20 protein-coding genes are annotated in these 24737 nt (G+C 65.1%); 6 read left to right on the forward strand and 14 right to left on the reverse strand.

All coding sequences use genetic code 11. The features are described 5' to 3' along the window. Window positions 1–144: 144 nt before the first annotated feature. Complete coding sequence (gene polA / locus L2Y96_RS03040) at window positions 145–2877, reverse strand: DNA polymerase I (RefSeq protein WP_247331955.1); 2733 nt, start codon at window positions 2875–2877, stop codon at window positions 145–147. Window positions 2878–2971: 94 nt separating this feature from the next. On the opposite strand from polA, the gene L2Y96_RS03045 reads away from it, so the two are divergent. After that, window positions 2972–3502: a DUF2782 domain-containing protein gene (locus L2Y96_RS03045; RefSeq protein WP_247331956.1), complete on the forward strand. Its 531-nt coding sequence runs from the start codon at window positions 2972–2974 to the stop codon at window positions 3500–3502. A 1-nt stretch (window position 3503) separates the two neighbouring features. Here L2Y96_RS03045 and L2Y96_RS03050 read toward each other — a convergent pair whose 3' ends face one another. After that, window positions 3504–4202, reverse strand: coding sequence for a glutathione S-transferase (locus L2Y96_RS03050; protein WP_247331958.1), 699 nt, complete (start codon window positions 4200–4202; stop codon window positions 3504–3506). 44 nt (window positions 4203–4246) lie between these two features. Beyond that, window positions 4247–5125, reverse strand: coding sequence for a LysR family transcriptional regulator (locus L2Y96_RS03055; RefSeq protein ID WP_247331960.1), 879 nt, complete (start codon window positions 5123–5125; stop codon window positions 4247–4249). Between the two features lie 112 nt (window positions 5126–5237). Here L2Y96_RS03055 and L2Y96_RS03060 point away from each other — a divergent pair, with 112 nt between their 5' ends. Then, entirely contained in the window at window positions 5238–6239 is a 1002-nt protein-coding gene (locus tag L2Y96_RS03060; RefSeq protein ID WP_247331962.1) for a bile acid:sodium symporter family protein, read from the forward strand. Between the two features lie 92 nt (window positions 6240–6331). Here L2Y96_RS03060 and purH read toward each other — a convergent pair whose 3' ends face one another. The 3 genes from purH to L2Y96_RS03075 form a co-directional block, all read right to left on the reverse strand. Next, on the reverse strand, window positions 6332–7921 hold the full coding sequence (gene purH, locus L2Y96_RS03065) for a bifunctional phosphoribosylaminoimidazolecarboxamide formyltransferase/IMP cyclohydrolase (protein ID WP_247331964.1): 1590 nt from the start codon (window positions 7919–7921) through the stop codon (window positions 6332–6334). A gap of 64 nt (window positions 7922–7985) precedes the next feature. After that, window positions 7986–8219, reverse strand: a complete 234-nt coding sequence (locus L2Y96_RS03070) for a helix-turn-helix domain-containing protein (protein WP_247331966.1) — start codon at window positions 8217–8219, stop codon at window positions 7986–7988. 218 nt (window positions 8220–8437) lie between these two features. Further along, window positions 8438–9262, reverse strand: a complete 825-nt coding sequence (locus L2Y96_RS03075; protein WP_247331968.1) for a zinc-ribbon and DUF3426 domain-containing protein — start codon at window positions 9260–9262, stop codon at window positions 8438–8440. Between the two features lie 64 nt (window positions 9263–9326). On the opposite strand from L2Y96_RS03075, the gene prmA reads away from it, so the two are divergent. Further along, window positions 9327–10229 (forward strand): 50S ribosomal protein L11 methyltransferase, encoded by a 903-nt coding sequence (prmA, locus tag L2Y96_RS03080; RefSeq protein WP_247331979.1) that lies wholly within the window; start codon window positions 9327–9329, stop codon window positions 10227–10229. 145 nt (window positions 10230–10374) lie between these two features. Here the strand turns inward: prmA and accC are convergent, their stop codons facing one another. The 6 genes from accC to L2Y96_RS03110 form a co-directional block, all read right to left on the reverse strand. After that, complete coding sequence (accC, locus tag L2Y96_RS03085) at window positions 10375–11748, reverse strand: acetyl-CoA carboxylase biotin carboxylase subunit (protein ID WP_247331980.1); 1374 nt, start codon at window positions 11746–11748, stop codon at window positions 10375–10377. 10 nt (window positions 11749–11758) lie between these two features. Next, entirely contained in the window at window positions 11759–12235 is a 477-nt protein-coding gene (accB, locus tag L2Y96_RS03090) for an acetyl-CoA carboxylase biotin carboxyl carrier protein (protein WP_247332007.1), read from the reverse strand. 55 nt (window positions 12236–12290) lie between these two features. Next, a complete protein-coding gene (aroQ, locus tag L2Y96_RS03095) occupies window positions 12291–12740 on the reverse strand; it encodes a type II 3-dehydroquinate dehydratase (RefSeq protein WP_247332009.1) in 450 nt (149 codons plus the stop codon). A gap of 192 nt (window positions 12741–12932) precedes the next feature. Then, entirely contained in the window at window positions 12933–13484 is a 552-nt protein-coding gene (locus L2Y96_RS03100) for a DUF1415 domain-containing protein (RefSeq protein WP_247332011.1), read from the reverse strand. Between the two features lie 17 nt (window positions 13485–13501). Then, a complete protein-coding gene (locus L2Y96_RS03105; protein WP_247332012.1) occupies window positions 13502–14035 on the reverse strand; it encodes a TlpA family protein disulfide reductase in 534 nt (177 codons plus the stop codon). Continuing rightward, window positions 14032–16290, reverse strand: coding sequence for a protein-disulfide reductase DsbD family protein (locus L2Y96_RS03110; RefSeq protein ID WP_247332014.1), 2259 nt, complete (start codon window positions 16288–16290; stop codon window positions 14032–14034). The genes L2Y96_RS03105 and L2Y96_RS03110 overlap by 4 nt, the downstream gene beginning before the upstream one ends. A 239-nt stretch (window positions 16291–16529) precedes the next feature. Between L2Y96_RS03110 and groES the strand changes: the two genes are divergently transcribed. After that, window positions 16530–16823: a co-chaperone GroES gene (groES, locus tag L2Y96_RS03115; RefSeq protein ID WP_139979471.1), complete on the forward strand. Its 294-nt coding sequence runs from the start codon at window positions 16530–16532 to the stop codon at window positions 16821–16823. 60 nt (window positions 16824–16883) lie between these two features. Beyond that, the gene (gene groL, locus L2Y96_RS03120; protein ID WP_247332015.1) at window positions 16884–18527 is read left to right on the forward strand and encodes a chaperonin GroEL; all 1644 of its coding nucleotides are present in this window, start codon (window positions 16884–16886) and stop codon (window positions 18525–18527) included. 71 nt (window positions 18528–18598) lie between these two features. Here the strand turns inward: groL and L2Y96_RS03125 are convergent, their stop codons facing one another. After that, a complete protein-coding gene (locus tag L2Y96_RS03125) occupies window positions 18599–19606 on the reverse strand; it encodes a hypothetical protein (RefSeq protein WP_247332017.1) in 1008 nt (335 codons plus the stop codon). Window positions 19607–19775: 169 nt separating this feature from the next. Next, a complete protein-coding gene (locus L2Y96_RS03130; protein ID WP_247332019.1) occupies window positions 19776–21668 on the reverse strand; it encodes an LTA synthase family protein in 1893 nt (630 codons plus the stop codon). Window positions 21669–21846: 178 nt separating this feature from the next. On the opposite strand from L2Y96_RS03130, the gene glnE reads away from it, so the two are divergent. After that, window positions 21847–24735 carry a bifunctional [glutamate--ammonia ligase]-adenylyl-L-tyrosine phosphorylase/[glutamate--ammonia-ligase] adenylyltransferase gene (glnE, locus tag L2Y96_RS03135; RefSeq protein ID WP_247332021.1) on the forward strand — a complete coding sequence of 963 codons (2889 nt, stop codon included), beginning with the start codon at window positions 21847–21849 and terminating at the stop codon, window positions 24733–24735. Window positions 24736–24737 lie beyond the last annotated feature (2 nt).

Genomic DNA, 24737 nt, shown 5'->3' on the forward strand with positions numbered 1-24737 from the left:
TATAGACGTCCGGACGGGGCAGAAGTTGCAATGAATTTCGAAAAAAAGTCAGGCCGCGTTCATGGCCATGGAAATCAATGCCTTGACGCGGCCCAACCTGAACGACAAAACGGAAATCTTACGATTTAGACGTCTAAATGGCGTTTAGTGCGCTTCATCCCAGTTCGCGCCGACGCCGACAGAGACCTCTAAGGGAACGCTAAGCGTCGCTGCACCGCTCATATTCGTTTCAACCGCAACTTTCACAGCATCCACGGCGTCCTCGCGAACCTCGAGGACCAGTTCATCGTGCACCTGCATGAGCAGTCGCACATCGTCCCGACCCTCGATCCACGCGGCGACCGCGATCATCGCGCGTTTGATGATGTCGGCCGCCGTGCCCTGCATAGGCGCGTTGATGGCGGCGCGTTCCGCACCGGCACGCAGCGCCTGGTTCCGCGACTTCAGGTTATCGAGGTAGAGGCGGCGGCCGAACAGCGTTTCGACGTAGCCGCGCTCATGGGCCTGTTCACGCGTAGCGTCCATGAAGGCGCGCACGCCGGCAAAGCGCGAGAAGTAGCGCGCCATGTAGTCGGAGGCTTCGCCGCGATCGACGCCCAGCTGGCGTGCGAGGCCGAACGCACTCATGCCGTACATCAGGCCGAAGTTGATGGCCTTCGCCGCACGGCGCTGGTTGCCGGTCACTTCCTCGGGCGTCACGCCGAACACTTCGGCCGCGGTCGCGCGATGCACGTCGCCGCCTTCGGTGAAGGCACGTACCAGGCCTTCATCAGCCGACAGGTGGGCCATGATCCGCAGTTCGATCTGCGAATAGTCAGCGGCGAGGATGCGCCAGCCCGGCGGTGCCACGAAGGCCTGGCGAATGCGTCGGCCTTCCTCGGTGCGTACCGGGATGTTCTGCAGGTTGGGATCGGATGAGCTGATGCGCCCGGTGGCGACGGCACCCTGGTGGTAGCTGGTATGCACGCGACCGGTACGCGGGTTCACGATACCGGCGAGCTTGTCGGTATACGTGGAACGCAGCTTCGCCAGGCCGCGGTAATCCAGGATCACCCGCGGCAGCTCATGCGAATCCGCCAGCGCTTCCAGCGCCTCTTCGTTGGTCGACGGCTGGCCCGTTGGGGTTTTCACTTTCGCTGGCAAACCCAGCTCGTCGAAAAGCACAGCCTGCAGCTGCTTAGGCGAATCCATGTTGAATTCGTGACCAGCGGCGGCGTAAGCCTTCTGTTGCAGCTCAAGCATGCGCTTGCCGAGCTCCTGGCTCTGCAGCCGCAGCTCGTTCGCATCGATGAGCACGCCCGTGCGTTCCATCGAAGCCAGCACCGGAACCACCGGGATTTCGATATCGGTATATACCGAGCGTAGCGACGGTTCGGCCTCGAGGCGCGGCCACAGCGCGTGGTGCAGGCGCAGGGTGATATCGGCATCTTCAGCGGCGTACTTGCCGGCGGTTTCGATATCCACCTGGGAGAACGAGATCTGCTTCGCTCCCTTGCCGCAGATTTCCTCGTACTTCACCGTGGTGTAGCCGAGGTAGCGCTGCGCGAGCGAATCCATGTCGTGGCGCGTCGCGGTGGCGTTGAAGATGTACGACTCGAGCATGGTGTCGTGCGCGAGGCCTTTCACCGCGATGCCGTAGTGGGAAAGCACGTTGATATCGTACTTGCCGTGCTGACCTACCTTGGGGCGCGTGGCATCTTCGAGGATGGGCTTGAGCGCGCCGAGCACATGCTCGCGGTTGAGCTGGGCCGGGGCACCCGGGTAATCGTGCGCCAGCGGGATGTAACAGGCCTTGCCCTGCTCGACCGAGAGCGAGACGCCGACGATATCGGCGAGCATCGCGTCGATGCTGGTGGTCTCGGTATCGAAGGCGATCAGCGGTGCCGTCTCGAGCTTCTCGAGCCACGCTGCGAGGCGATCTTCGGTGAGGACGAGCTCGTATTCGCCGGGGCCACTGAAGACGTCGGGCGAGACCACCGGTGCGGCCGGTGCCGGCGCGGCGGCAGGTGCATCAGACGGTGCGGACGTCTCGGCACCGCTGTCGAGCTCCTTCAGCGCCGCCTTGAAGTCGTAGCGGGCAAACAGCTCGCGCAGCGCATCGACATCGCGCGGACGCATGGCGAGTTCCGCCGGCGCCTGGTCGAGCGGCACGTCCACGCGGATCGTGACCAGCTCGCGCGAAAGCGGCAGGCGCGGGATGGCGGCGCGCAGGTTCTCGCCGATCTTGCCGCCGATCTTGTCGGCGTGGGCGATGAGCGCGTCGAGATCCGGGTATTCGGCCAGCCATTTGGCGGCGGTCTTCGGGCCGCACTTCTCCACGCCGGGCACGTTATCGATGCTGTCGCCCACGAGGGTCAGGTAGTCGACGATCTGTTCGGGCCGCACACCGAACTTGGCGATGACGCCGTCGGTATCCATCGTCGTGTTGGTCATGGTGTTGACCAGCAGGATGTCCGGCCCGACGAGCTGGGCGAAATCCTTGTCACCGGTGGAGATCACCGTGTGGATGCCGGCGGCGCTGGCCTGGCGGGCCAGGGTGCCTATCACGTCGTCGGCTTCCACCCCAGGTACGCAAAGAATGGGGAAGCCCAGGGCGGCGACGATCTTCATCATCGGCTCGACCTGCGCGCGGAGGTCGTCAGGCATGGACGGGCGGTTGGCCTTGTACTCGGGGTACAGGTCGTCGCGGAAGGTCCGGCCCGGGGCATCGCACACGAAGGCGACGTAGTCGGAACCGCCCTTCATGGTGGTGCGCAGCATGTTGACGATGCCGAACAACGCGCCGGTCGGTTCGCCGTGCACGTTAGTCAGGGGCGGCAGCGCGTGGAACGCGCGGTACAGGTACGAGGACCCGTCGATAAGCGTAAGCGTAGGCATCCGTGGATTCTCTCACGGGCCGTCGTGGACCGCCTGTTCACGTGGCGTGTGACCTGCGCCTTGCTATGCTTCCAGCCCCGTACGGAGAACCCCCATGAACCGCATGCACGCCCTTGTCGCAGCGCTGGCACTCGCCCTGGCCTTGCCGGCCGCGGCGCAGACCGCCCAGGAGCCCAACCTGAAGGTCTTGCCGCCGCCCAGCCTGAACGATCCGGGCGTGAAGCCGGGCGAGCCGGACCGCTCCGGCCAGAAGCCGATCGAGAAGCCGGTGCCCTACGACCAGGCCCCGCCGACCCAGTCCAGCCCGGCGACCTCCGATGCCCAGGGCAGCAAGGTCTCGGCGGCCAACCTGCCGGCCATGCAGGACAATGGCCAGGTGGATGCCAACGGCAACACCGCCCCCCAGGTGACGGTGCACACCGAAGGCACCGATACGGTTGAGGAATACCGTACGGCTGGCCGCCTGACCATGATCCGCGTCACCCCGAAGAACGGCGTGCCGTACACGGTGATGGCGAACGAAAACGGCAAGCTGGTCCGCGATTCGGGCACCCGCAACGTGAGCCCGGTGTACTACAAGGTTTACGAGTGGGGCGCCGCGCCGAAGCCCGCCGGCTCCGATTGATTCAGGCGTCGAGTTCGGGGTAGTGGCGGAAGATGCCGTTTTCGCTGTGGGGCATGCGCCGGTCGCTTTCCAGGTAGGCCGCGAGGTTGGGACGGTCGGCCACGCGTTTCGCCAGATCCCTTAGCAACGGCAGCTTTTGCTTCGACATGCAGTTCGGGAACGCATACTCGAGCCCCGACATCACCTGGAACAGTGACAGGTCGACGTAGCTGAAGTCGCGCACGGCGTATTTGCCGCCGTTGCGCTCCAGCACGCTCTCGAAGTACTGCAGGAACTTGGGGATGCGCGATTCGCGGAATTCCCCGGCCCGGCGCTTCGCTTCATCTTTCTGGTCTTCGTAATAGAGCCCTGCACCCACTGGGTGGTGCACGTCGTGCGCCTCGGCCACGAGGTCGGTGATCGTAAGTTGCAGCTGGTTTGCGTAGATGCTTTTGGCTTCGCCCTCAGGCACCAGGCCATGTCGTGGCGCGAGGTAATGCAGAATGTTGGCGACCTGGGCAATGACAAGCCGGCCGGCTTTCAGGAAGGGCGGCGCGTAGGGTAGGGCGCCTTCATGCTCGCCATCGAGCCATGCGGTCATGACGCCGTCGCCTTCTTCTCGGGCGACATCGACATAAGGCGCTTTGGCATCCTCCAGCGCCACGCGGACGAACTCGCCGCGGCCCTGGATGCCCGTCCAGTAGTAGAGCTGATAGGTCATGCGCGATCTCCTGCGGTGAACGCGAGAGGATCGCCCAGCGGCGTTCAAGCCAGCGTGAGCGCCACGTCGCGGAACGTATCCCACGCGGTCTGCGCGGGTGGCGACAGGGAGCGTGCGCGGCGGCGAAGCAGCGTGACGTTGCGATGTTCTACGGGTGTGAGGTCGAGCACGACGAGGCCTGGCCGGAGGGCGTCGAGCGAGAGCGCGGGCGTCACGGTGATACCGAGCCCGGCCTCGATCATGCGGAAGGCCGTGTGCGGGTGGCCCACTTCGATCGCTACCCGCGCCTCCACGCCATGCGCGGCGAGCAGGGCGTCGATCAGGCGGCGGCTGCCCGAGGCGTGGTCGAGCAGCACCAGCGGCTCGCCTGACAGAGCGGCCCACGGCACGGCGCTGCGTTGGGCGAAAGGATGGTCGGCCCGGCACACCAGCCGGAACGGATCGCGCAGAATGGTCTCCGCATCGAATTCTTCATGCGTGGCGGGCTCCACGGTCAGGCCGAAATCCACCTCGCCGCCACGCACGGCGTCCAGCACCTGGGCCTGGTTCTGGTCGCGCAGGATGAACTCCAGCGAAGGGTGCTCAGACGTGCAGCGGGCGATCGCCATGGGCACCAGCCCCGCCGAAAGGGTGGGCACGGCAGCGATGCGCACCCGGCCGCGCAGCGGGTCGGCCTGGGCGCGGGCGTGGCCCAGCACGCTGTCGAGTTCGTCCAGCACGCGCCCCAGCGCCTGTTCCAGGTAGCGCCCGGCCTCGGTGGGGACCACCTCCCGCGTTGTCCGGTCGAACAGGCGCACGTCGAGCTCGGCCTCCAGATCAGCGATCAGGCGGCTCACGGCCGGCTGGGTGAGGTGCAGGGCATCGGCAGCACGGCGGAAATGCCGCTGGCCCGCCACGGCGAGGAAGGCGCGAAGCTGGCGCATCGAGACATTCATGCGTATAGCGTATCACTGGATAAGATAAAACGATTTGCCTTATCAACGCGCTGGCGGTGCAATAGGCCCTATCCCTTAGCCATCGCTCCCGCCGACCGCCATGCGCCGCTTCCTCCCCGACGGATTCACCCTCTCGCTGATCGCCACGGTTCTGCTGGCGAGCTTCCTGCCTTGCCGCGGCACCGCCGCCCAGGCGTTCGAGGTGCTGACTGATATCGCGATTGCCCTGCTGTTCTTCCTGCATGGCGCGAAGCTGTCGCGCGAGGCGGTGGTGGCAGGCATGACCAACTGGCGCCTGCACCTCACGGTGCTCGCCAGCACCTTTGTGCTGTTTCCGCTGCTGGGGCTCTTGCTCAAGCCGGTGCTTTCGCCACTGGTCACGCCGGACCTCTACCTGGGCATCCTGTTCCTTTGCACGCTGCCTTCCACGGTGCAGTCGTCCATCGCATTCACCTCGATCGCGCGCGGTAACGTGCCGGCCGCCATCGTCTCGGCCTCTGCGTCCAGCCTGCTCGGCATCTTCATTACCCCGCTGCTCGTGGGTGTGATGATCGCGGGCTCGGGGCAGGGCGCCATGTCATGGCATTCGATCGGCGCCATCGTGGTGCAGTTGTTTATCCCGTTCGTTGCGGGCCAGATCGCACAGCGCTGGATTGGTGGCTGGGTGCGCAAGCATGCGAAGCTGCTGACCTTCGTCGATCGCGGCTCGATCCTGCTGGTGGTCTATACGGCGTTTAGCGCGGCGGTGCTGCAGGGCCTGTGGCACCAGTTGCCGCTGCCGGTGCTCGGTGGCCTGGTGGTCGTGAACATCGTGCTGCTTGCGGCGGCGTTGCTTGCCACGCGCTACGGCGCACGTGCGCTCGGCTTCGAGACCGAGGACGAAATCACCATCGTGTTTTGTGGTTCGAAGAAGAGCCTGGCCTCGGGCGTGCCGATGGCGAAGGTGTTGTTCGCCGGGCATCCGCTGGGGCTGATCGTGTTGCCGATCATGCTGTTTCACCAGATCCAGCTTATGACGTGTGCGGTGCTGGCGCGGAAGTATGCGGTTCGCCGCGAGCTAGCCGCAGACCCTGTAGGAGCGCGTCTTGCGCGCGATCGGTGATTTGGTGATGCCGATCGGTGCCGCGTGGATCGCGCGCAAGCGCGCTCCTGCAACGGCATAAAAAAAGGCCGCCTTTGGGGCGGCCTTTTTTCTTAGTGGCGGAAGTGGCGGATGCCGGTGAAGACCATCGCCATGCCGGCTTCGTCGGCGGCGGCGATGACTTCGCTATCGCGCATGGAACCGCCTGGCTGGATCACCGCCGCGATGCCAGCGGCCGCGGCCGCATCGATACCGTCGCGGAACGGGAAGAACGCATCGGACGCCATGACGCTACCCGGCACCACGAGGCCGGCTTCCTCGGCCTTCAGCGCAGCGATCTTTGCACTGACCACGCGGCTCATCTGGCCAGCACCCACGCCGATCGTGCGCTGGTCCTTCGCGTAGACGATCGCATTGGACTTCACCATCTTGGCGACGCGCCAGGCGAACAGCAGGTCGTCCAGTTCGGTCGGGGTCGGCTGGCGCTTGCTCACCACCTTGAGTTCATCGCGCGTCACCTGGCGGTGGTCGGCGGTTTGCACCAGCAGGCCCGAGCCCACGCGCTTGATATCGTGCGTGTTGCGGCCATCGCCCAGCGGGATCTCGAGCACGCGCACGTTGGCTTTCTTCGTGGCTTCCTCGACGGCGCCCGCCTCGACGACCGGTGCGATCAGCACTTCGACGAACTGGCGCTTCAGGATGATCTTCGCCGTCTCCGCATCGAGCGGACGGTTGAAGGCGATGATGCCGCCAAACGCCGAGGTCGGGTCGGTGGCGTAAGCCAGTTCATACGCTGCCAACGGATCGGCCGCGACGGCGACACCGCAGGGATTGGCGTGCTTCACGATGACGCAGGCCGGCGCATCGAACTGGCGCACGCATTCCCACGCCGCATCGGCATCAGCGATGTTGTTGAACGAGAGTTCCTTGCCCTGGAGCTGGCGGAACGTGGCGAGCGTGCCCGCTGCCGGGTACAGGTCACGGTAGAACGCGCCAGCCTGGTGCGGGTTTTCACCGTAGCGCAGGTCCATCACCTTCACGAAGCGGCCGTTCGACTGCGCGGGGAATTCCGCGTGGCCGGCCACGGCGGTGTGTGTCTCGTCGAGCGTGACACCCGAGAGGTAATCGCTGATCGCCGCGTCGTAGTTCGACACACGATTGAACGCGGCAACGGAATACTTGAACCGCGATGCGCGCGACAGCCCGCCCTTGCCTTCGATTTCCGCGAGCGCTTCGTCGTACTGCGCCGGGTCGGTGAGCACGGCGACATCGTTCCAGTTCTTGGCCGCTGCGCGCAGCATGGCCGGACCGCCGATATCGATGTTTTCGATCGCGTCCTCCAGCGTGCATTCAGGGTTGGCAACGGTGCGCTCGAACGGGTACAGGTTCAGCACCAACAGGTCGATCGGCACGATGCCGTGCTCGGCCATCACGCCGTCGTCCTTGCCACGGCGGCCCAGCAGGCCACCATGCACCTTCGGGTGCAGCGTCTTTACGCGGCCATCCATGATCTCGGGGAAGCCGGTGAGGTCGCCCACATCGCGCACGGGGATGCCGGCGTCACGAAGCGCCTTGGCGGAACCGCCGGTGGAGAGGATTTCAACCTGGGCCGCGGCGAGGCGGCGGGCCAGCTCGGTCAGGCCGTTCTTATCGGAGACGCTGATAAGGGCGCGGCGGACGGGGACGAGATCGGGGGAAGCCATGGGCACTTTCCGGGAGGGGAAAGCGCGCCATTATAGCCGCCTAAACGGCGGGCGGCCGATTTGCTCAGGAAATGCCGTGGGCGGCCAGCTTCTTGCGCAGGGTGGCACGGTTGATGCCCAGTGCAGCGGCGGCGCGGCTCTGGTTGCCCTCGTGGAAGGCCAGGACTTCGCGGAGGAGGGGACCCTCGACCTCGCGGATGACCAGCGCGTGCAGGCCTTCACCACCCTCGGTGTCACCAATATCCGCCAGGTAACGGCGGACGGTACGGCTGACGCATTCGCTGAGAGCACTCTGCATGGAGGTTTCGTTGGCGGCCTCGGCGGCAGTAAGTCTCACAGCGTTCAAGGCATGTCCCTCTTGCGCTCGGAGCCTTGGACCCCGGGCGGTTCTTGTTCTCATGATCGCGGATGCGACATGGGCGCCGCGCAAGGCTGGCCGAAAGTCGCGAAGGGGATTGAGTGTACTCGCCTGCCGGGCCGAAGTGCAGGCTTGCAAAAAGAAATTTTTTCGAATGGTCACTCGAAACTGAATGCGAAGGCCACGGCATGCTGGCCTGGGTCTTGCACCTCGAAGACCATGGCCGTCGTGGCACCGGCAGCCAGGCCGTGGGCACGAGCCGCCGCATCGCTCACGTAATCGTCCGGCTGGAACCGGCGCATGGCCAGGCGTTGGCCGTTGGCATCAGAGAGCACGATCGTGACGACGGGATACGGCTGGGCGTAGTGCGCATCGTTATGCACGCTCGCGGTAATGAGCAGGCCATCGGGTACCGACGGATGCTGTTCGACATCGCGCGCCATCAACCGGAGCTGCCCCGGTGCCGCAACGAGGGGCAGCTGGCAACCAAGCATCGTGCATGCGGTCTGCAGCACCGGGCCGAAGGTGGGATCGGCCACCAGCGAATCGCGCTTGGCCCACGCAAGCTGCGCGCCGAGGCCGAGCACCAGCAACAGGCATACCGTCACCCAGGCCGCCGTGCGCCAGGAGCGCCGCCGTCCGGACCGAGCGAAGCGAGGGGTGAAGGTGAGTCCGGAAAAATCTTCGCCGACGGGGGCGGATTCTGCTGTCTCCGCCAGCGCGTCGGCTGGCGCCGCGGGTTCCGCCGGGGCAGGTTCCTCCGCTCGGGGGCGGAAAACCGCGACGTCCGCCACGGGCGGATCCTGGTCCAGCGCATGTGCGACGAGCCGGGTGAACGGCTCCGGCGGAAGCTGGGCGGCCAGGGTGCCCAGGGCATTGAAAATGCTGCCGCAATGGCTGCAGCGCAGGCAGCCGCAGGCGGGCACCAGCAGTTCTGCTTCCACTTTATAGACGGTGAGGCACTCGGGGCACTGGGTGTACATCGTTCGATCATAACGTGCGCGCCCGGTAGAATCGTCGGTCCTACCCTGTCTTGCTGGCCCGACGATGCCCTGGCTCGAACTTTCCCTCACGATCCGCGCCGCCGAACAGCCGCGCGTGGAAGCTGCGCTCGAAGACCTGGGCGCCCTCTCGATCACCTTGCAGGACGCCGATGCGGAGACGCCGGACGAGGAAGCGATCTTCGAGCCGGGCGTGGGCGAGATCCCGCTGTGGAACCAGATCGTGCTGAACGCGTTGTTCGATATCGAGGCGGATCGCCGCGGCCTGACCGCCGCGATCGCCGACGACCTGCCGTTCATCGAGCCAGCCCACATCAGCTGGCGCGAAGTCGAAGATCAGGACTGGGAGCGCGCATGGATGGATCAGTTCAAGCCGATGCCGTTTGGTCGCCGCCTGTGGGTGTATCCGTGGAATATCGAGCCGCCGGAGGATGGCGGCATCGTCGTCGTGCGCCTCGATCCGGGCCTGGCGTTTGGCACCGGCACGCACCCGACGACGGCGATGTGCCTGGAGTGGGTGGATAGCCAGCAGATGGCCGGGCAGCTCGTGCTCGATTACGGTTGTGGTTCCGGCATCCTCGCCATCGCCGCGCTGAAGTGCGGTGCGGCACGTGCCGTGGGCATCGATAACGATCCGCAGGCGTTGCTGGCGTCCCGCGATAACGCGGAACGCAATGGCGTGGATAACGCGCTCGAGGTGTACCTGCCTGGCGAGGCGCCGGTCGAACTGGCCGATGTGCTTGTTGCCAACATCCTTGCTGGCCCGCTGGGTGAGCTGGCGCCGACCTTTGCTGCTGCGATCAAGCCGGGTGCACCGTTCGCGAGCTCCGGCATCCTCTTCGGCCAGCATGAAGAACTGCTGGTGCGTTACGCCGAGTGGTTCGAAAACCTCGAAGTACGCCAGCTCGAAGACTGGGTACGCATCAGCGGCAACCGCAAACTCGCATAACCGCACTGCCGTAGGAGCCCACCCTGTGGGCGACATCTTTCGCCGTACCGCTGCAGGCCCTGTGGCTCTACCGCGAACGGCGTCGCCCACAGGGTGGGCTCCTACAGGACAAAAAAATCCCGCCAGTTGGCGGGATTTTTTTGGGTTACTCCGCGGAGTGCGGGGCTTCCTTTTCTTTCTGCTCGGCCATGCGCTTTTCCAGGTAGTGGATGTTCTGCCCACCCTGCTGGAAGCCCACGTCGGCCATGATCCGCTGCTGCAGCGGGATGTTGCACTTCACGCCTTCGATCACCGTCTCGTTCAGCGCCATGCGCATACGCGCAATCGCGGTGGCACGATCCGGGCCGTGCACAATGATCTTGCCGATCATCGAATCGTAGTTCGGCGGGATGCGGTAGCCGTCGTACAGGTGGGTGTCCACGCGCACGCCCGGGCCACCCGGGGCTTCGAAACGCTTCACCGTGCCGGGGCTCGGCATGAAGGTATCCGGATCTTCCGCGTTCACGCGGCACTCGATCGCGTGGCCAGTGAGCACGATGTCTTCCTGGCGGATCGAAAGCTTCTCGCCACCGGCGATCAGCAACTGCTCGCGAACGAGGTCGATGCCGGTCACCAGTTCCGTCACCGGGTGTTCCACCTGGATACGGGTGTTCATCTCGATGAAGTAGAAGCGGCCGTTCTCGAACAGGAACTCGAACGTGCCGGCGCCGCGGTAACCGATGCGCAGGCAGGCATCGACGCAGACCTTGCCGATCTCGGCGCGCATTTCCGGGGTGATGCCCGGTGCCGGTGCTTCTTCCACGACCTTCTGGTGACGGCGCTGCATGGAGCAATCGCGCTCACCGAGGTGAATGGCGTTGCCCTGGCCATCGGCCAGCACCTGGATCTCCACGTGGCGCGGGTTCTCCAGGAACTTCTCCATGTAGACCTGATCGTTGCTGAAAGCAGCCTTCGCTTCCTGCTTGGTCATGACGATGGAGTTGGCGAGGTGGGCCTCGGTGCGCACGACGCGCATACCGCGACCACCACCGCCACCGGCGGCCTTGATGATGACCGGGTAGCCGATCTCGCGGGCGATGCGGATGTTTTCTTCCACATCATCGCCCAGCGGGCCGCCCGAACCGGGCACGCACGGCACGCCGGCAGCCTTCATGGCGCGGATCGCTTCGACCTTGTCGCCCATCAGGCGGATCACATCGGCGGTGGGGCCGATGAACACAAAGCCCGACTGCTCGACCTGCTCGGCGAAGTTCGCGTTCTCCGAGAGGAAGCCGTACCCCGGATGGATCGCGCCTGCGTCGGTAATCTCGGCGGCAGCGATGATGCGCGGAATGTTGAGGTAGCTATCGACCGACGGACCCGGGCCGATGCACACCGATTCGTCGGCCAGGCCGACGTGCTTCAGGTTGCGATCCACGGTGGAGTGCACCGCGACCGTCTTGATGCCGAGCGCGTGGCACGCGCGCAGCACCCGCAGCGCGATTTCGCCGCGGTTGGCGATGACGACCTTCTCAAGCATGGGTCTGGCCTCAGGCGATGACGAACATCGGCTCGTCGAATTCGACCGGCTGGCCGTTCTCGACCAGCACAGCGACGACGGTACCGGCCACGTCGGCCTCGATCTGGTTGAACATCTTCATGGCTTCGATGATGCCGATGGTCTCACCGGCCTTCACCTGCTGGCCCACCGTGGCGAACGCCGGAGCGCCCGGGGTGGAGGCCGCGTAGAAGGTGCCGACCATCGGGGCCTTCACCACGTGGCCTGCCGGCAGGCCGGCATCAGCGGCCGGAGCGGCGGCAGCGGCAGCGGCAGCCGCCACCGGGGCGGCAGCTGCGACGGGCGCGGCGGCGACCGGCGCGGCGTACACCTGCGGGGCCGCGGCGACAACGCCACCCTTCGGCACGCGCGACAGGCGGACCACTTCTTCGCCTTCCTTGATTTCCAGCTCGGCGAGGTTCGATTCCTCGAGCAGGTCGATAAGCTTCTTGATCTTGCGCAGGTCCATGGGACAAACCTTCTTGTGGTGGGACGGGCGCCTCGAGGGCACCGCAAAAGGGAATTCAGGCCGCGGGAACGGCGAGGCGCAGCAGCGCCGCTTCCAGCGCCAGGCGGTAGCTATCGCCGCCGAAACCGCAGATGACGCCGCTGGCCAGGTCCGACATATAGGAGTGGTGGCGGAACGGCTCGCGGGCGTGCGGGTTGGAGAGGTGGATCTCGATGAACGGGATCGCCACGGCCGCCAGCGCATCGCGCAGGGCCACCGAGGTATGGGTATAGGCCGCCGGGTTGAACAGGATCCACGACGTACCTTCGTCGCGGGCCTGCTGGATGCGGTTGATCAGCTCCCACTCGGCGTTCGACTGGTAATACGTCAGGTCGTGGCCGGCGGCCTGGGCGCGGGCCAGCAGCGAAGCGTTGATGTCGGCCAGGGTTTCACGCCCGTAGACCGACGGCTCGCGCACGCCGAGGAGATTGAGGTTGGGTCCGTGCAGGACGAGGATCCTGGCCACTATTCACCTTGCCTGTGATCCGGAATGCCGGAACGCCGCGCAGTGTGCGCCTGTCCCGGCGCGTTGTCCAGTTCGGTGGAGTTCGCCGCAGTTCGCGGTAGATCGCAGCAATCCACACGCCCCCGTATGGTCCGGGGCTCCTGTAGGAGCGCGCTTGCGCGCGATGGTCCCGCGATAGAGCCCCGCAGCGGATCAAGAAGCGAACAGCTTCTTCCAGCCTTCGATCCCGAGGTTGTCCAGCGTTTCCATGTTCGCTTCGAAGATCTTCGAGGCATCCGGAAACGCGGCGACCGCCTTGTCGATACTGGCCTCGCGCAGCAGGTGAAGCGTCGGAAAGGGCGAGCGGTTGGTGTAATTGGTGATGTCGTCGGGCGCCGTGCCCTCGAACTGGAAGTCCGGGTGGAAGCTGGCGACTTGGATATCGCCCTCGAGATCCAGGTCGGCGACGGTATCGTCGGCCACTTCCAGGAACTCGTTGAAGTCGATGAAATCCGTCAGCACGGCCGGGTGGATCAGCAGCGTGGTGTCGACCTGCTCGGGGTTCGTGTCGCGCAGGAGCTCGAGCTCACGGACCAGGTCCTCGTGCAACTGGAGCGGCTGGGTGGCATCGCTGACGACATAACGCACCTGGCCCTTCTTATGAACGGCCTTGGCGAACGGGCACAGATTGAGGCCGATAACGGCACGTTCGAGCCAGTTCCGGGTGGCGTCGATCGCTTCCTCGTGCGAGGGCAGGGTTTCCATCGGGGGTTCCTAGAGGCTCAGGGCGCCAGCCATTCGGCGAGCTCCTGCTCGCTGAACGTGCCCATCTTGCGCCGCAGGATACGCCCATCCTCGCCGACCAGGACGCTATACGGCAGCACTTCCCGGGTATTGCCGAACGAAAGCGAGCCGCCGGGGGCATCGGTGGCGCTGACGACAGTGGGGTAAGCGACCGGGTGGGCGGCCAGGTGGGCCCGAACGGCCGGAGCAGTGTCCTCGGCGACGCCGATCACCGCGACGTTCCGCCCGGCAAAGCGCTGTGCCGCCTCGCTCAGCAGGGGCATCTCACGCTGGCACGGCGCACACCAGGTGGCCCAGAAGTTGATCAGCACCCGCTTGCCCCGCCAATCGGAGAGCCGGCGCGGCTTGCCGTCGACACTTAGCCAGGCCGTCTCCGGGGCCTCGTCGCCGACGACGGCGATCGAGACCCCGTTAACCTCGGACGGGTGTTCACGGCGGTGCTCGACCCACAGGCCCAGGGCTGCCGCGGCCATCGCCAGCAGCACGAACCAGAAGGTGGGCCCGCGCTTCATTGGCCGGTCGCGGCGTCCAGGGCCTGCTTCACCGAATCCTGGGTCAGCACGGTGGAGAGCTTGTGGCCTTCACCACCGCCCTTCGGATACACCACGTAAAGCGGGACGCCCACCGAGTGCCACTGCTCCAGGAAGGCGGCAATGGTGGTGTTCACGTCGGTCCAGTCGCCCTTCATATAGACGGTGCCGGTCTGCTTGAGCAGGTCGCGGAAGGTATCCGTATCCAGCACGGCGCGCTCGTTGGCCTTGCAGGTGATGCACCAGTCGGCCGTCATGTCGACCAGTACCGGTGTCCCCGCGCTACGCAGTTCGGCGAGCTTCTCCGGCGAATACGGCACCGAGCCATCCGACGCTACCTGCGTGATGGTCGGAGCAGGCAGGCCGTGGACGGTCCATAGGGCAGCGACCGCGCCGATGGCGAGTACCGAGGTGAACACCCACGAGAAGCGGGCGCCGCGGCTGCGGCCGTACCACCACAAGGCCATCGCCAGCAGCACGCCGCCCGCCAGCACCAGCGCAGCCGCATCGGCACCACGCTGCTTGGTCAGCACCCAGAGCAGCCACACGGCCGTCAGGTACATCGGGAAGGCAAGCGCCTGCTTCAGGGTCTCCATCCAGCGACCCGGGCGCGGCAGCATCCGCGCCACGGCGGGCACGAAGCCCATCAGCAGGAAGGGCAGGGCCAGGCCCAGGCCCAGCGCCACGAAAATCAGGAAGGCCACGTAGAGCGGCGCCGCGAAGGCGAACGCGATGGCCGAACCCATGAACGGCGCGGTGCAGGGGCTGGCCACGACCACGGCCAGCACGCCGGTGAAGAAATCACCGGTTGGGCCCGAGCGCGAGGCAAGGCCGCTGCCGACGTTACCCAGCGAGCCACCCACCTCGAACACGCCCGACATCGACAGGCCGATGGCCAGCATCACGTAGACGAGCACGCCGACGATCACTGGCTGCTGGAACTGGGCGCCCCACTGCAGGCCGTGGCCCGCCGCGCGGATACCAACGACCACCAGGCCGAGCAAGGCGAACGAGAGCATGACGCCCGCCGTGTACCAGAGGGCATGCTTGCGTGCGGCCGCCGGGCTCTCGCCGCTTTCCAGCACGGTAATCGCCTTCAGCGACAGCACCGGCAGCACGCAAGGCATGAGGTTCAGGATGAGGCCGCCCAGCAGGGCCAGGCCGATCGCGGCGATAAAGCCGACCTTCTCCTCACCACCCGGCATCAGGTTGGCGGGCGGCGGGGTGGGTGCGACTTCGGCTGGGGTAGCCGACGGGGCCGCCGCAGAAGCGGCCGTGGCAGCGTTACCCACGGTGACCGCGCCCGAAGCCAGATCGGCGCTCAGGTGGCGGGTCATCACCGGATAGCAGATGCCGTTCTCCAGGCAACCCTGGTAGGCGATATCGAGTTCCACCTTCTTCGTGGGGTCCGCGCCGTTGAGCGGAACCGGCACTTCCACCTGGTCGAAATAGACGATGGTGTCGCCGAAGTGCTCATCGTGGTGGGCAATGCCGCTCGGCCAGTCGGGCTCGCCCGCGGTCACGCCAGCCGGCGAGCTCACCTTGATCTCGGTCTTGTCGCGGTAGAGGTAGTAGTCCTTCGGCATCGTCCAGCGCAGGAGCAGGCTCTTGCCGTCCTTCGCCAGCGCTTCGAAGCGGAACGCCTGGTCGGCCGGGAGGGCCTGGGCGTCGGTGCCGGGGGTGGCCGCCGGGGCGCCGAGCAGGGCTGCGCCGTTGCCCTTGCTGGCCAGGGCCGGGGTGCCGCTGGCGGGCGCCGCATCCGTCGGAATGGTCGAGGCGCCGCCGATCGTGAGCTTCAGGTGCTCGGTGTTCGGCGGGTAGCAAATCTTCGGCTCCACCTCGTGGCAGCCCTGGTACTGCACATCCAGGGCCAGCACCTTATTGGCCGCATCGGCCAGCGTGTACGGCACGGTGGCCTCGATATCGCCGTGGTAGATCTCCACGTCGCCGAGGTACTCGTCATGCTTCTTGATGCCATCGGGGAGGGCCGGCTCGCCCAGCTTCACCGCGCTGACATCGGCCGCCTTTATCTTGATGCGGCCCCGGTAAAGGTAATAGTCGGGCGCGATCCGCCAGTGCAGCTTCACCGTGCCCGGCTGGCTCGCATCCGAAGTGAGATGGAAAGCCTGGGTGACCGGCAGGAGGTTGTCTTCATCCTGGGCCAGGGCCGGCAGGGCGAACAGACTGAGGCTGGCCAGGGCGGCCAGGTTCCGCAGCAGGCGGGCAAACGACGGCATGGTGGCTCCGGGAATCAGGTGCGTCGATGATTATGACCGGGTGAGTGCCGATTCGCTTGCACGGAGCTTTTTTGTACCGCCAGCACTTGAACCGTTTCGTAGTGGCGCCATCTCTCGGCCATCCATAGCTCTTCCGATCTGGGGCGTGCTTTGGCTAGAATTCTGGCACTCACCCCGGCCAAGTGCTAACGGGGTGGCCAATTTCTTTTTAATAACAACCACCTGCTTTGGAGTCACTCATGAGCAAGCTTCGCCCGCTGCACGATCGCGTCATCGTCAAGCGCCTGGAAGAGGAGCGCGTCTCCGCCGGCGGTATCGTTATCCCGGATAGCGCCACCGAAAAGCCCACCCGCGGCAAGGTCATCGCTGCCGGCAATGGCCGCATCCAGGAAGACGGCAAGGTCCGCCCGATGTCGGTGAAGGAAGGCGACACCGTCCTGTTCGGCAAGTACGCCGGCCAGGAAATCAAGATCGACGGCGAAGAGCTGGTCTTCCTGAAGGAAGACGACATCGTGGCAGTCATCGAAGGCTGAGCTTCGCTCGCCTCGTGACGGTTCCCACTTCCTCCTATTCGAATACCAAGGATTTATCCCATGGCATCTAAAGAAGTCCGCTTCGGCGAAGACGTCCGCGCCCGCATGCTGAAGGGTGTCAACACCCTCGCCAATGCCGTCAAGGTCACTCTGGGCCCGAAGGGCCGCAACGTCGTGCTCGAGAAGAGCTTCGGCACCCCGACCGTCACGAAGGACGGTGTCTCGGTCGCCAAGGAAATCGAACTGGCCGACAAGTACGAGAACATCGGCGCCCAGATCGTGAAGGAAGCCGCCTCGAAGACCTCGGACGTCGCCGGTGACGGCACGACGACCGCCACGGTCCTCGCCCAGGCGTTCATCCAGGAAGGCCTGAAGGCTGTTGCCGCCGGCATCAACCCGATGGACCTCAAGCGCGGTATCGACCAGGCCGTCGTGGCCGCTGTCGGCGAGCTGAAGTCGCTCTCGAAGCCCACCGCTGACGACAAGGCCATCGCCCAGGTCGGCACCATCTCGGCCAACTCCGATGCCAACATCGGCGACATCATCGCCACCGCGATGAAGAAGGTCGGCAAGGAAGGCGTGATCACGGTTGAAGAAGGCTCGGGCCTCGAGAACGAGCTCGACGTCGTCGAAGGCATGCAGTTCGATCGCGGCTACCTGTCGCCGTACTTCATCAACAACCAGCAGTCGCAGCAGGTTGAACTGGACGACCCGTTCATCCTCATCCACGACAAGAAGATCTCGAACGTCCGCGAGCTTCTCCCGGCACTCGAAGCCGTCGCGAAGGCTGGCAAGCCGCTGCTGATCGTGGCTGAAGAAGTGGAAGGCGAAGCCCTCGCCACCCTCGTCGTCAACACCATCCGTGGCATCGTCAAGGTCGCCGCCGTCAAGGCGCCGGGCTTCGGTGATCGCCGCAAGGCCATCCTGGAAGACATCGCCACGCTGACCAACGGCGTCGTGATCTCCGAGGAAGTGGGTCTGCAGCTCGACAAGGCCACCATCAATGACCTCGGCCGTGCCAAGCGCGTCGTGATCACGAAGGAAAACACCACCATCATCGATGGTGCCGGCGAAGGCGAGAAGATCCAGGCCCGCATCGGCCAGATCAAGGCGCAGATCGAAGAGACCTCGTCGGACTACGACCGTGAGAAGCTGCAGGAGCGTGTGGCCAAGCTGGCCGGCGGCGTTGCGGTCATCAAGGTCGGTGCTGCCACCGAAGTCGAAATGAAGGAAAAGAAGGCCCGCGTCGAAGACGCCCTGCACGCTACGCGCGCAGCCGTTGAAGAAGGCGTGGTCCCGGGCGGCGGCGTCGCCCTGATCCGTGCGCTCAAGGCGCTGGAAGGCCTGAAGGGTGCCAACCAGGACCAGGACCTCGGCATCGCCATCACCCGTCGCACGCTGGAAGCCCCGCTGCGCGCCATCGTCACGAACGCCGGCGAAGAAGCTTCGGTCGTGGTGAACAAGGTGAAGGAAGGCTCGGGTAACTTCGGTTACAACGCTGCCAACGGTGAGTTCGGTGACATGATCGCCTTCGGCATCCTGGACCCGACCAAGGTCACCCGTTCGGCCCTGCAGTTCGCTGCCTCGGTCGCCGGTTCGATCATCACCACCGAAGCTGCTGTGACCGAAGTGCCGAAGAAGGACGACGGCGCTGGCCACGGTGCCCCGGGTGGCATGGGCGGCATGGGTGGCATGGACTTCTAAGTCCTGCTTCCAACGTTGTTGCTACAAGAAAAAGGCCCCGCGAATGCGGGGCCTTTTTTGTGCCCGGACGTTCAGTACGAGATGGTGGCAGACGTCGCCGTCGTGCTCAGCCCGTAATTGCATTGCGGGTCGATACCGGAGGTATCGCTACCCTGCCAGGGCGGATTCGATACACGGTTGTTGTTCCGGTCATACACCTGGATGTTGCTGAAGGTGATGGGCCCGCCGGGATATTGGTTGCATGAGGCGACGCTGTAGACCTCGAGTACGCCACCAAAGACCCAGGTGAGGTCGGCGTACGGATTGGTCGTCAACGTGCTGGTCTGTCCCGTGGTGGTGTTCTTCGAATCGATCTTCCACGTGGAGCAGGACTGGCCTGCGGCGCAGGTGGAATACGTGTCGCCGACCACCTTGTCACCAGCCTTCGCCGCGATGGGGTCGCTGTGGAACGTGGTGCCGTCGACACAGCAGTTCCAGCTGGCAAGGGTCCACGCTTTGTCACCGTAGCCGTTCCAGCCGAGTACGGGCTGGAGAATGGATTGCACGGTGGGCAATTGCTCGAGGCCGGGGAAGAAGTAGATCACCTGATCGTTCTTGGCGGAGGGTGCGGAAGGCACCGTCCAGCTGGCGACGATGCGCCCGATCGGTGTGCCGCTGGAATAGTTCGCCGCCTGTACCCATCCGCTCTGTTCGGGTGGGGGCGTGGTAGTGAGCGTGCGGTGTCCATTAGGCTCGACACGTTCGCCTTGCAGTGAGAAGTTCGCCTTGCCGCAGGTCGGGGCTTTTTCCGCGACGCCCGAAGCGCGGCGGATGATGCCGTTGGACTGCAGTTCGTCGCCCTGGTGCACGGTGGCGACGCAATCGGGCGAGAAATAGCCGTTGGGAGTGACGACGTAATCATCAGGCACACCCGCAGGTTTTGCCTGCGCAGGGAGCGCGCCGACGCGCGTGAGTTGCAGGGTGGGTGCGGTGTTGTTGGTGGGCGCGTCAGCGGCACTTGCCGCCAGAGCGAAGAAGAACATGGACGCGATGATGCCCGCGCACGCCACGCTCTTGCCGAGTGAAGCGAACCTCTTCATGCGTATGACTCCTGCCTGTTGGGTAGAGTCCATGGCACGCCCGCCGGCCCCGGCTGGCATGCGCCCCCGTTCCGCCATTCGCATCGCGAAGGAAGAACGAAGGCTAGTGGCGCGAAGACGTGGGAACTGTGACGTATGTGGCGTTAGCGGCCACCTTGCCGCGAGCGTGCTACTGATGCGCGCCTGCGGCTGCATCTTCCTCTTGAGTGTCCGACTGTCGAGCGATGGCTGTCGTATCAGGGGCGTTGAACTGCGCGACGAACGGATCCAGCTTGCGCTTCATGCGAAGCATGGCGACATTGCGCATCGACACATCGGTGTACTTCAGCTGGCTGTCCTCTGCCGACTCCGGTGCATCGGGCGCGTGCGTGAGTGCGGCCAGTTGCGGTGCTACCACCTGGGTCAATGCGAAGTAAGCGTCGTCATGCACGCCTGCGTCTTCCATAAGGCGACCCGGAAGCATCCACGCCGCGAGATCGCCGTTCTTTGGCGCTGGGCCGTCGCCGTGCGCATCGATCAGGATGTAAGGGACGGTCTGCGCCAGCATGTCCTTGCCGCTGGTGAAGCCCAGCTTGGCGTAGGTGTCGGTAAGGGCCGGGAGGTGGTCGCCATAGAACAGCAGTAGGGTGGGGCGTTCGCGCTGCTTGAGCAGATCGGCCAGGCGGCCGAGTTCGGCGTCGGCATGGCGCATGTGGTAGATGTAATTGCGGAGCTGAAGCTTGTCTTCATCAGTGATCCCTTGCGGTACCGGGATGGCATCCCGCTCGGCCGTATCCTCGATGTACGACTTATCGTAGGGACCGTGCGCTTCCATGCTGATGGCAAACACGAATTGTGGTGGCCCATCGTTCTTCAGCTGCGCCATGATCTGGTCGGTCATCGCGCTGTCCGGCATCAGCTCGCCGTGCTTCCTCGCATCGGCGGGGAAATCGTTCTGCGACACGAAGCGGTCGAAGCCGAGCGACTTGAACGCGGCGGTGCGGTTCCAGAAACCGGGGTCATTACCGTGAACCGCGATGGTCTCGTAGCCGTGCGAACGCAGTGCACGCACCATGCCTGGCACGACGCCCGTGTGCATCTCAAGGTAGGGGAACTGCATGGTCGGGAAATAGCGCAGCGACAGACCCGTGAGCACCTCGAACTCGGTCCGGATGGTTCCGCCACCGTAGGTCGGTACGTGCAACTGGCCGGAGCTGGCGTGCTGGGCCAGACGGTGCAGGTTGGGTGCGAAGTCGTCGTTCTGCAGACCGTTGATCACAGAGGGATCGAAGAACGATTCGCTCTGTACCACGACGATATCCGGTGTCTGCCGTTGATTGGTCGCTGCGGTGGCCATGTGCTGGCGCAACAAACTATCGCTGGCCGCGATGAACTGGCTTGCTTCGGCGGGATCGGCCTTTGTCTTCTTGCCTGCGTTCTGCAGCCGGAACTGCACGAGCGTGGTGACCACCCCATTATCTCGGGCGTTGGCAGGAGCAGACCACGGCTGAATGCTCAGCGTGCCGTTGTTGTACATGTGCGCCCAGGCCGGCTGTCCAGCAACCAGGGTGCCGATCAGGGCGACGAGCGCCACGCCGCTCAACAAGCGCAGGCCGTGGGTGCGGCGGGCGAACAACGGCGGCTCGTACTTCGCGACGGCGACGACGAGGGCGATGGCAGCGGCGATGGCGAGGTAGGGCCAAGGGCTGGCGGGCAGGTAACCGCCGAGGAGGTGGAGGCCGCCGTTCTTCAGCTGCCCCACCATGCGGAAGTCTGCGGGCAACAATGGAGAGCCCAGATTCTTCATCTTGATGGCGCTGATCGCTAGCACCAGGCCTTGCGCGACAAAGGCGAGGGCGAAAGACAGCAGGGCTCTTCGCGTGAGTACAAGGAGCAGCGTGGCGCAGAGCAGGCCGGGAAGCGCGTTGGCGAAGAGGTGCAGCGGCTGGGTATCCCATGCCGATGACGCGACGCCGGGGTTGCCGTCGAGAAAGCCCGTATAGAACACGAACACCAGCGCCAGGCTCACCGGAAGGAGGGCCCGGCCCAGGGTGGCACGCCAACCCGTTGAATTACCTTTCATAAAATCCCTCGTGTCACGCCCCTGTCGCAGGGGGACACGAACTGTAACGAAGTGGACATGAACCGGTTGTCAGGCTAAACGCATCTTTCATCTACGATTTTTCGTATGTTTGTGCCGAAAAAGTCTGCAAACGGCGCCACGGCGCCCTCACCGCCAAGTCAGGCACAATGACTGCCTCATGAATGAATCCTCAGCCGCACCACGCGAGAGCGCCGAGCTTCGCGCCCTGATCGATCAGCGTTACGCCGACGTGATGGCGGCATGCCGTGCCGCCCGCATCCCCCTGCACGATGATGCGGGCGTCGCCGAGCGTGTCCGCCGGACGCTTATGGCGTCGGACTTCGCGTACGACATCCTGCGCCGGCAACCGGAGCTACTCGCGCCCGCCGGCCTTGAGAAACTTCGTGCGAACACCGACGCGTCGACGCGCGGCAGCACGCTGGAACTGCCGGCGGACGAAGACCGTTGCATGGCCGTGCTTCGCCGGTTCCGGCACGCGGAGGCGGTGCGCCTCGTGTTCCGTGACGTGAACGGCCTGGACGACATCGACGAGACGCTTTCCTCCACGAGTGCGCTATACGAAACGTTGCTGGCGGTTGCCCTGCGCTGGTCCGAGAACGCGATGCACGCGCGCTACGGCATGCCGCGCGATCCCGCGGGCAAAGAGCAGCGCATGGTGGTGCTGGGCTTTGGCAAGCTCGGCGGCAACGAACTGAACTTCTCGTCGGATATCGACCTCGTGCTCGCGTATGCCTCTGGCGGTGAGACCGATGGCAGCCGTCCGCTCGATAATGGTGAGTACTTCATTCGCGAAGCCCGGCAGTTGGTCCGCCTGTTGGCCGAGCCCACCGTCGACGGCATTTGCGCGCGAGTCGACCTGCGTCTTCGGCCGTTCGGCAACGCGGGGCGACTGGCGCTGCCGTTCTCGGCGATGGAGCAGTACTACCAGCGCGAAGGCCGCGATTGGGAACGTTATGCGTGGATCAAGGCGCGGCCGGTCGCGGGCGATCGCACGGCGGGACGTGAACTGCAGGATATGTTGCGTCCCTTCGTTTACCGCCGTTATCTCGATTACACCGCCTTCGCTGGCCTGCGTGAGATGAAGGCGCTGATCGATGCGGAGGTGGCACGCAAGGATCTGGCAGGCAACCTGAAGCTTGGTCCGGGCGGCATCCGCGAGATCGAGTTCGTCGTGCAGCTCACGCAAATGATCCGCGGCGGTCGTGACCCCGCGCTGCGCGTGCGCGGTTTGCTGCCAGCGCTGCGTGCTTGCGAATCGCGCGGCTACATCCCCAAGGCGCGGGCGACGCTGCTGCGTAACGCCTATGTGTTCCTGCGCCGTCTGGAGAATCGCGTACAGATGCTGCGCGATGCGCAAACCCATGACATTCCCGATGATGATCTTTCGCGCGAGCGCCTCGCGCTCGGCCTCGATTACCCGTCGTGGGATGCGTTGGCGGTCGAACTGGCGAAACATCGGGCGGAAGTGTCGGCGGAGTTCGCGGCCGTGCTCGTACCGCAAGGCGGCCAGACCGCAAGCGTGCCCGCTGCAGATGTTGAATTGTGGCAAGCGGCGCGCGATGAAACGCTCACGGCGGAAACGATGGAGGCATCGGGCTTTGTGCCGGGTGCCGAAGTGGCGGCAGAGCTTGGCAAGTTACCCCGCGCAGGTTCGGTCCGTTCCATGTCGGCGCGTTCGGGCGAGCGCCTCGAGCGCCTGATGCCACACCTCATCGCCGCGGCGCGCGCCAGTGCCTCGCCAGCGCCAAGCCTGTTGCGCATGGTGCGGCTGGTGCAGGCCGTGGCACGGCGTTCGTCCTACCTGGCCCTGCTCGACGAACAGCCTAGTGCGCGCCGGCGCGTTGCCAGCGTGTTTGCGGAAAGCGCATTCCTCGCCGAGCGCGTGATCGCGCAGCCGTTGCTGCTGGATGACGTTCTGGATCCGCGGATCGACCAGATCCCGTTGAAACGTGCGGATATCGCCGCGGAGATTGCCCGTTCGCTGGGAACCCTGGATGAGCGTGATGCCGAGCGCGAGCTTGAGCGCATCAACGAGTTTCGTTCCAGCATCGCCTTTCGCCTTGGCCTCGCGTTTAGCGATGGCCGCGCCGATGCACCCGCGACCGCGCGCCGGCTCGCAGGCCTGGCCGAGGCGGTGATTGGCGCCGTGCTCGCACTTGCCGCGCGGGAAATGACAGCGCAGCACGGCCGTCTTCCTGGCGACGGCCTTGGCTTCGCCGTGCTCGGCTATGGCAGCCTGGGCGGCGAAGAACTGGGCTTTGCATCCGATCTCGATCTGGTCTTCGTGTACGACGGCAAGCGGGCGAACGCGATGAGTGGCGGCCCACGCCCTGTCGATGGGACCCGCTGGTACCAGCGGCTCGCCCAGCGTGTGATGCACTGGCTGGGCGCACAGACCCATGCGGGTAGCCTGTATGACGTGGACACCCGCTTACGCCCTGATGGTTCCAAGGGCCTGCTGGTCGCCAGCGTCGATGCGTTCGAGGCTTACCAGCGTGACCGGGCATGGACCTGGGAGCACCAGGCGCTGCAGCGCGCCCGCTTCGTGGCAGGCGATGCCGCGGTTGGGGCGATGCTCGAGGGTGTGCGCCGCGAGATCCTCGGTGCCGCGCGCGAAAAGGCGCGCGTGCTTTCCGAAGTGGGTTCCATGCGGGCCCGCTGGCGTGCGGAGCGCGATCGCTCCGATGCCGCCCAGATCGATCTGAAACAGGGCAGGGGCGCTTTGATCGACATTGAGTTCGTGCTGCAAGGCCTCGTGCTCGCGCATGCGGCGGAGCATCCCGGCCTTCTGGGGACCACGGCAAACAGCGTGCTTATCGACGAGATGCGTGCCGCTGGCCTGTTTACCCAGGCCCAGGCCGATACGCTGCATGTGGCCCATGCCGACCTGCTGCAGATGGGGCTCACCTGCACGCTCGATTTGCGCTCGCGCGTGGCCGCACGTACGCCGGAGCTGGAGGCGCTATGCGCGGCCGTGGCGCGCGTTATCACTGAACTGGGGTTCGATTTCGGGGAAAGCGCGGTCGCGGAGGCCAAGGCTGTCTGAAC

Origin of the sequence: Luteibacter aegosomaticola (genome assembly GCF_023078475.1) — a bacterium.
Taxonomy (GTDB): Bacteria; Pseudomonadota; Gammaproteobacteria; order Xanthomonadales; family Rhodanobacteraceae; genus Luteibacter; species Luteibacter aegosomaticola.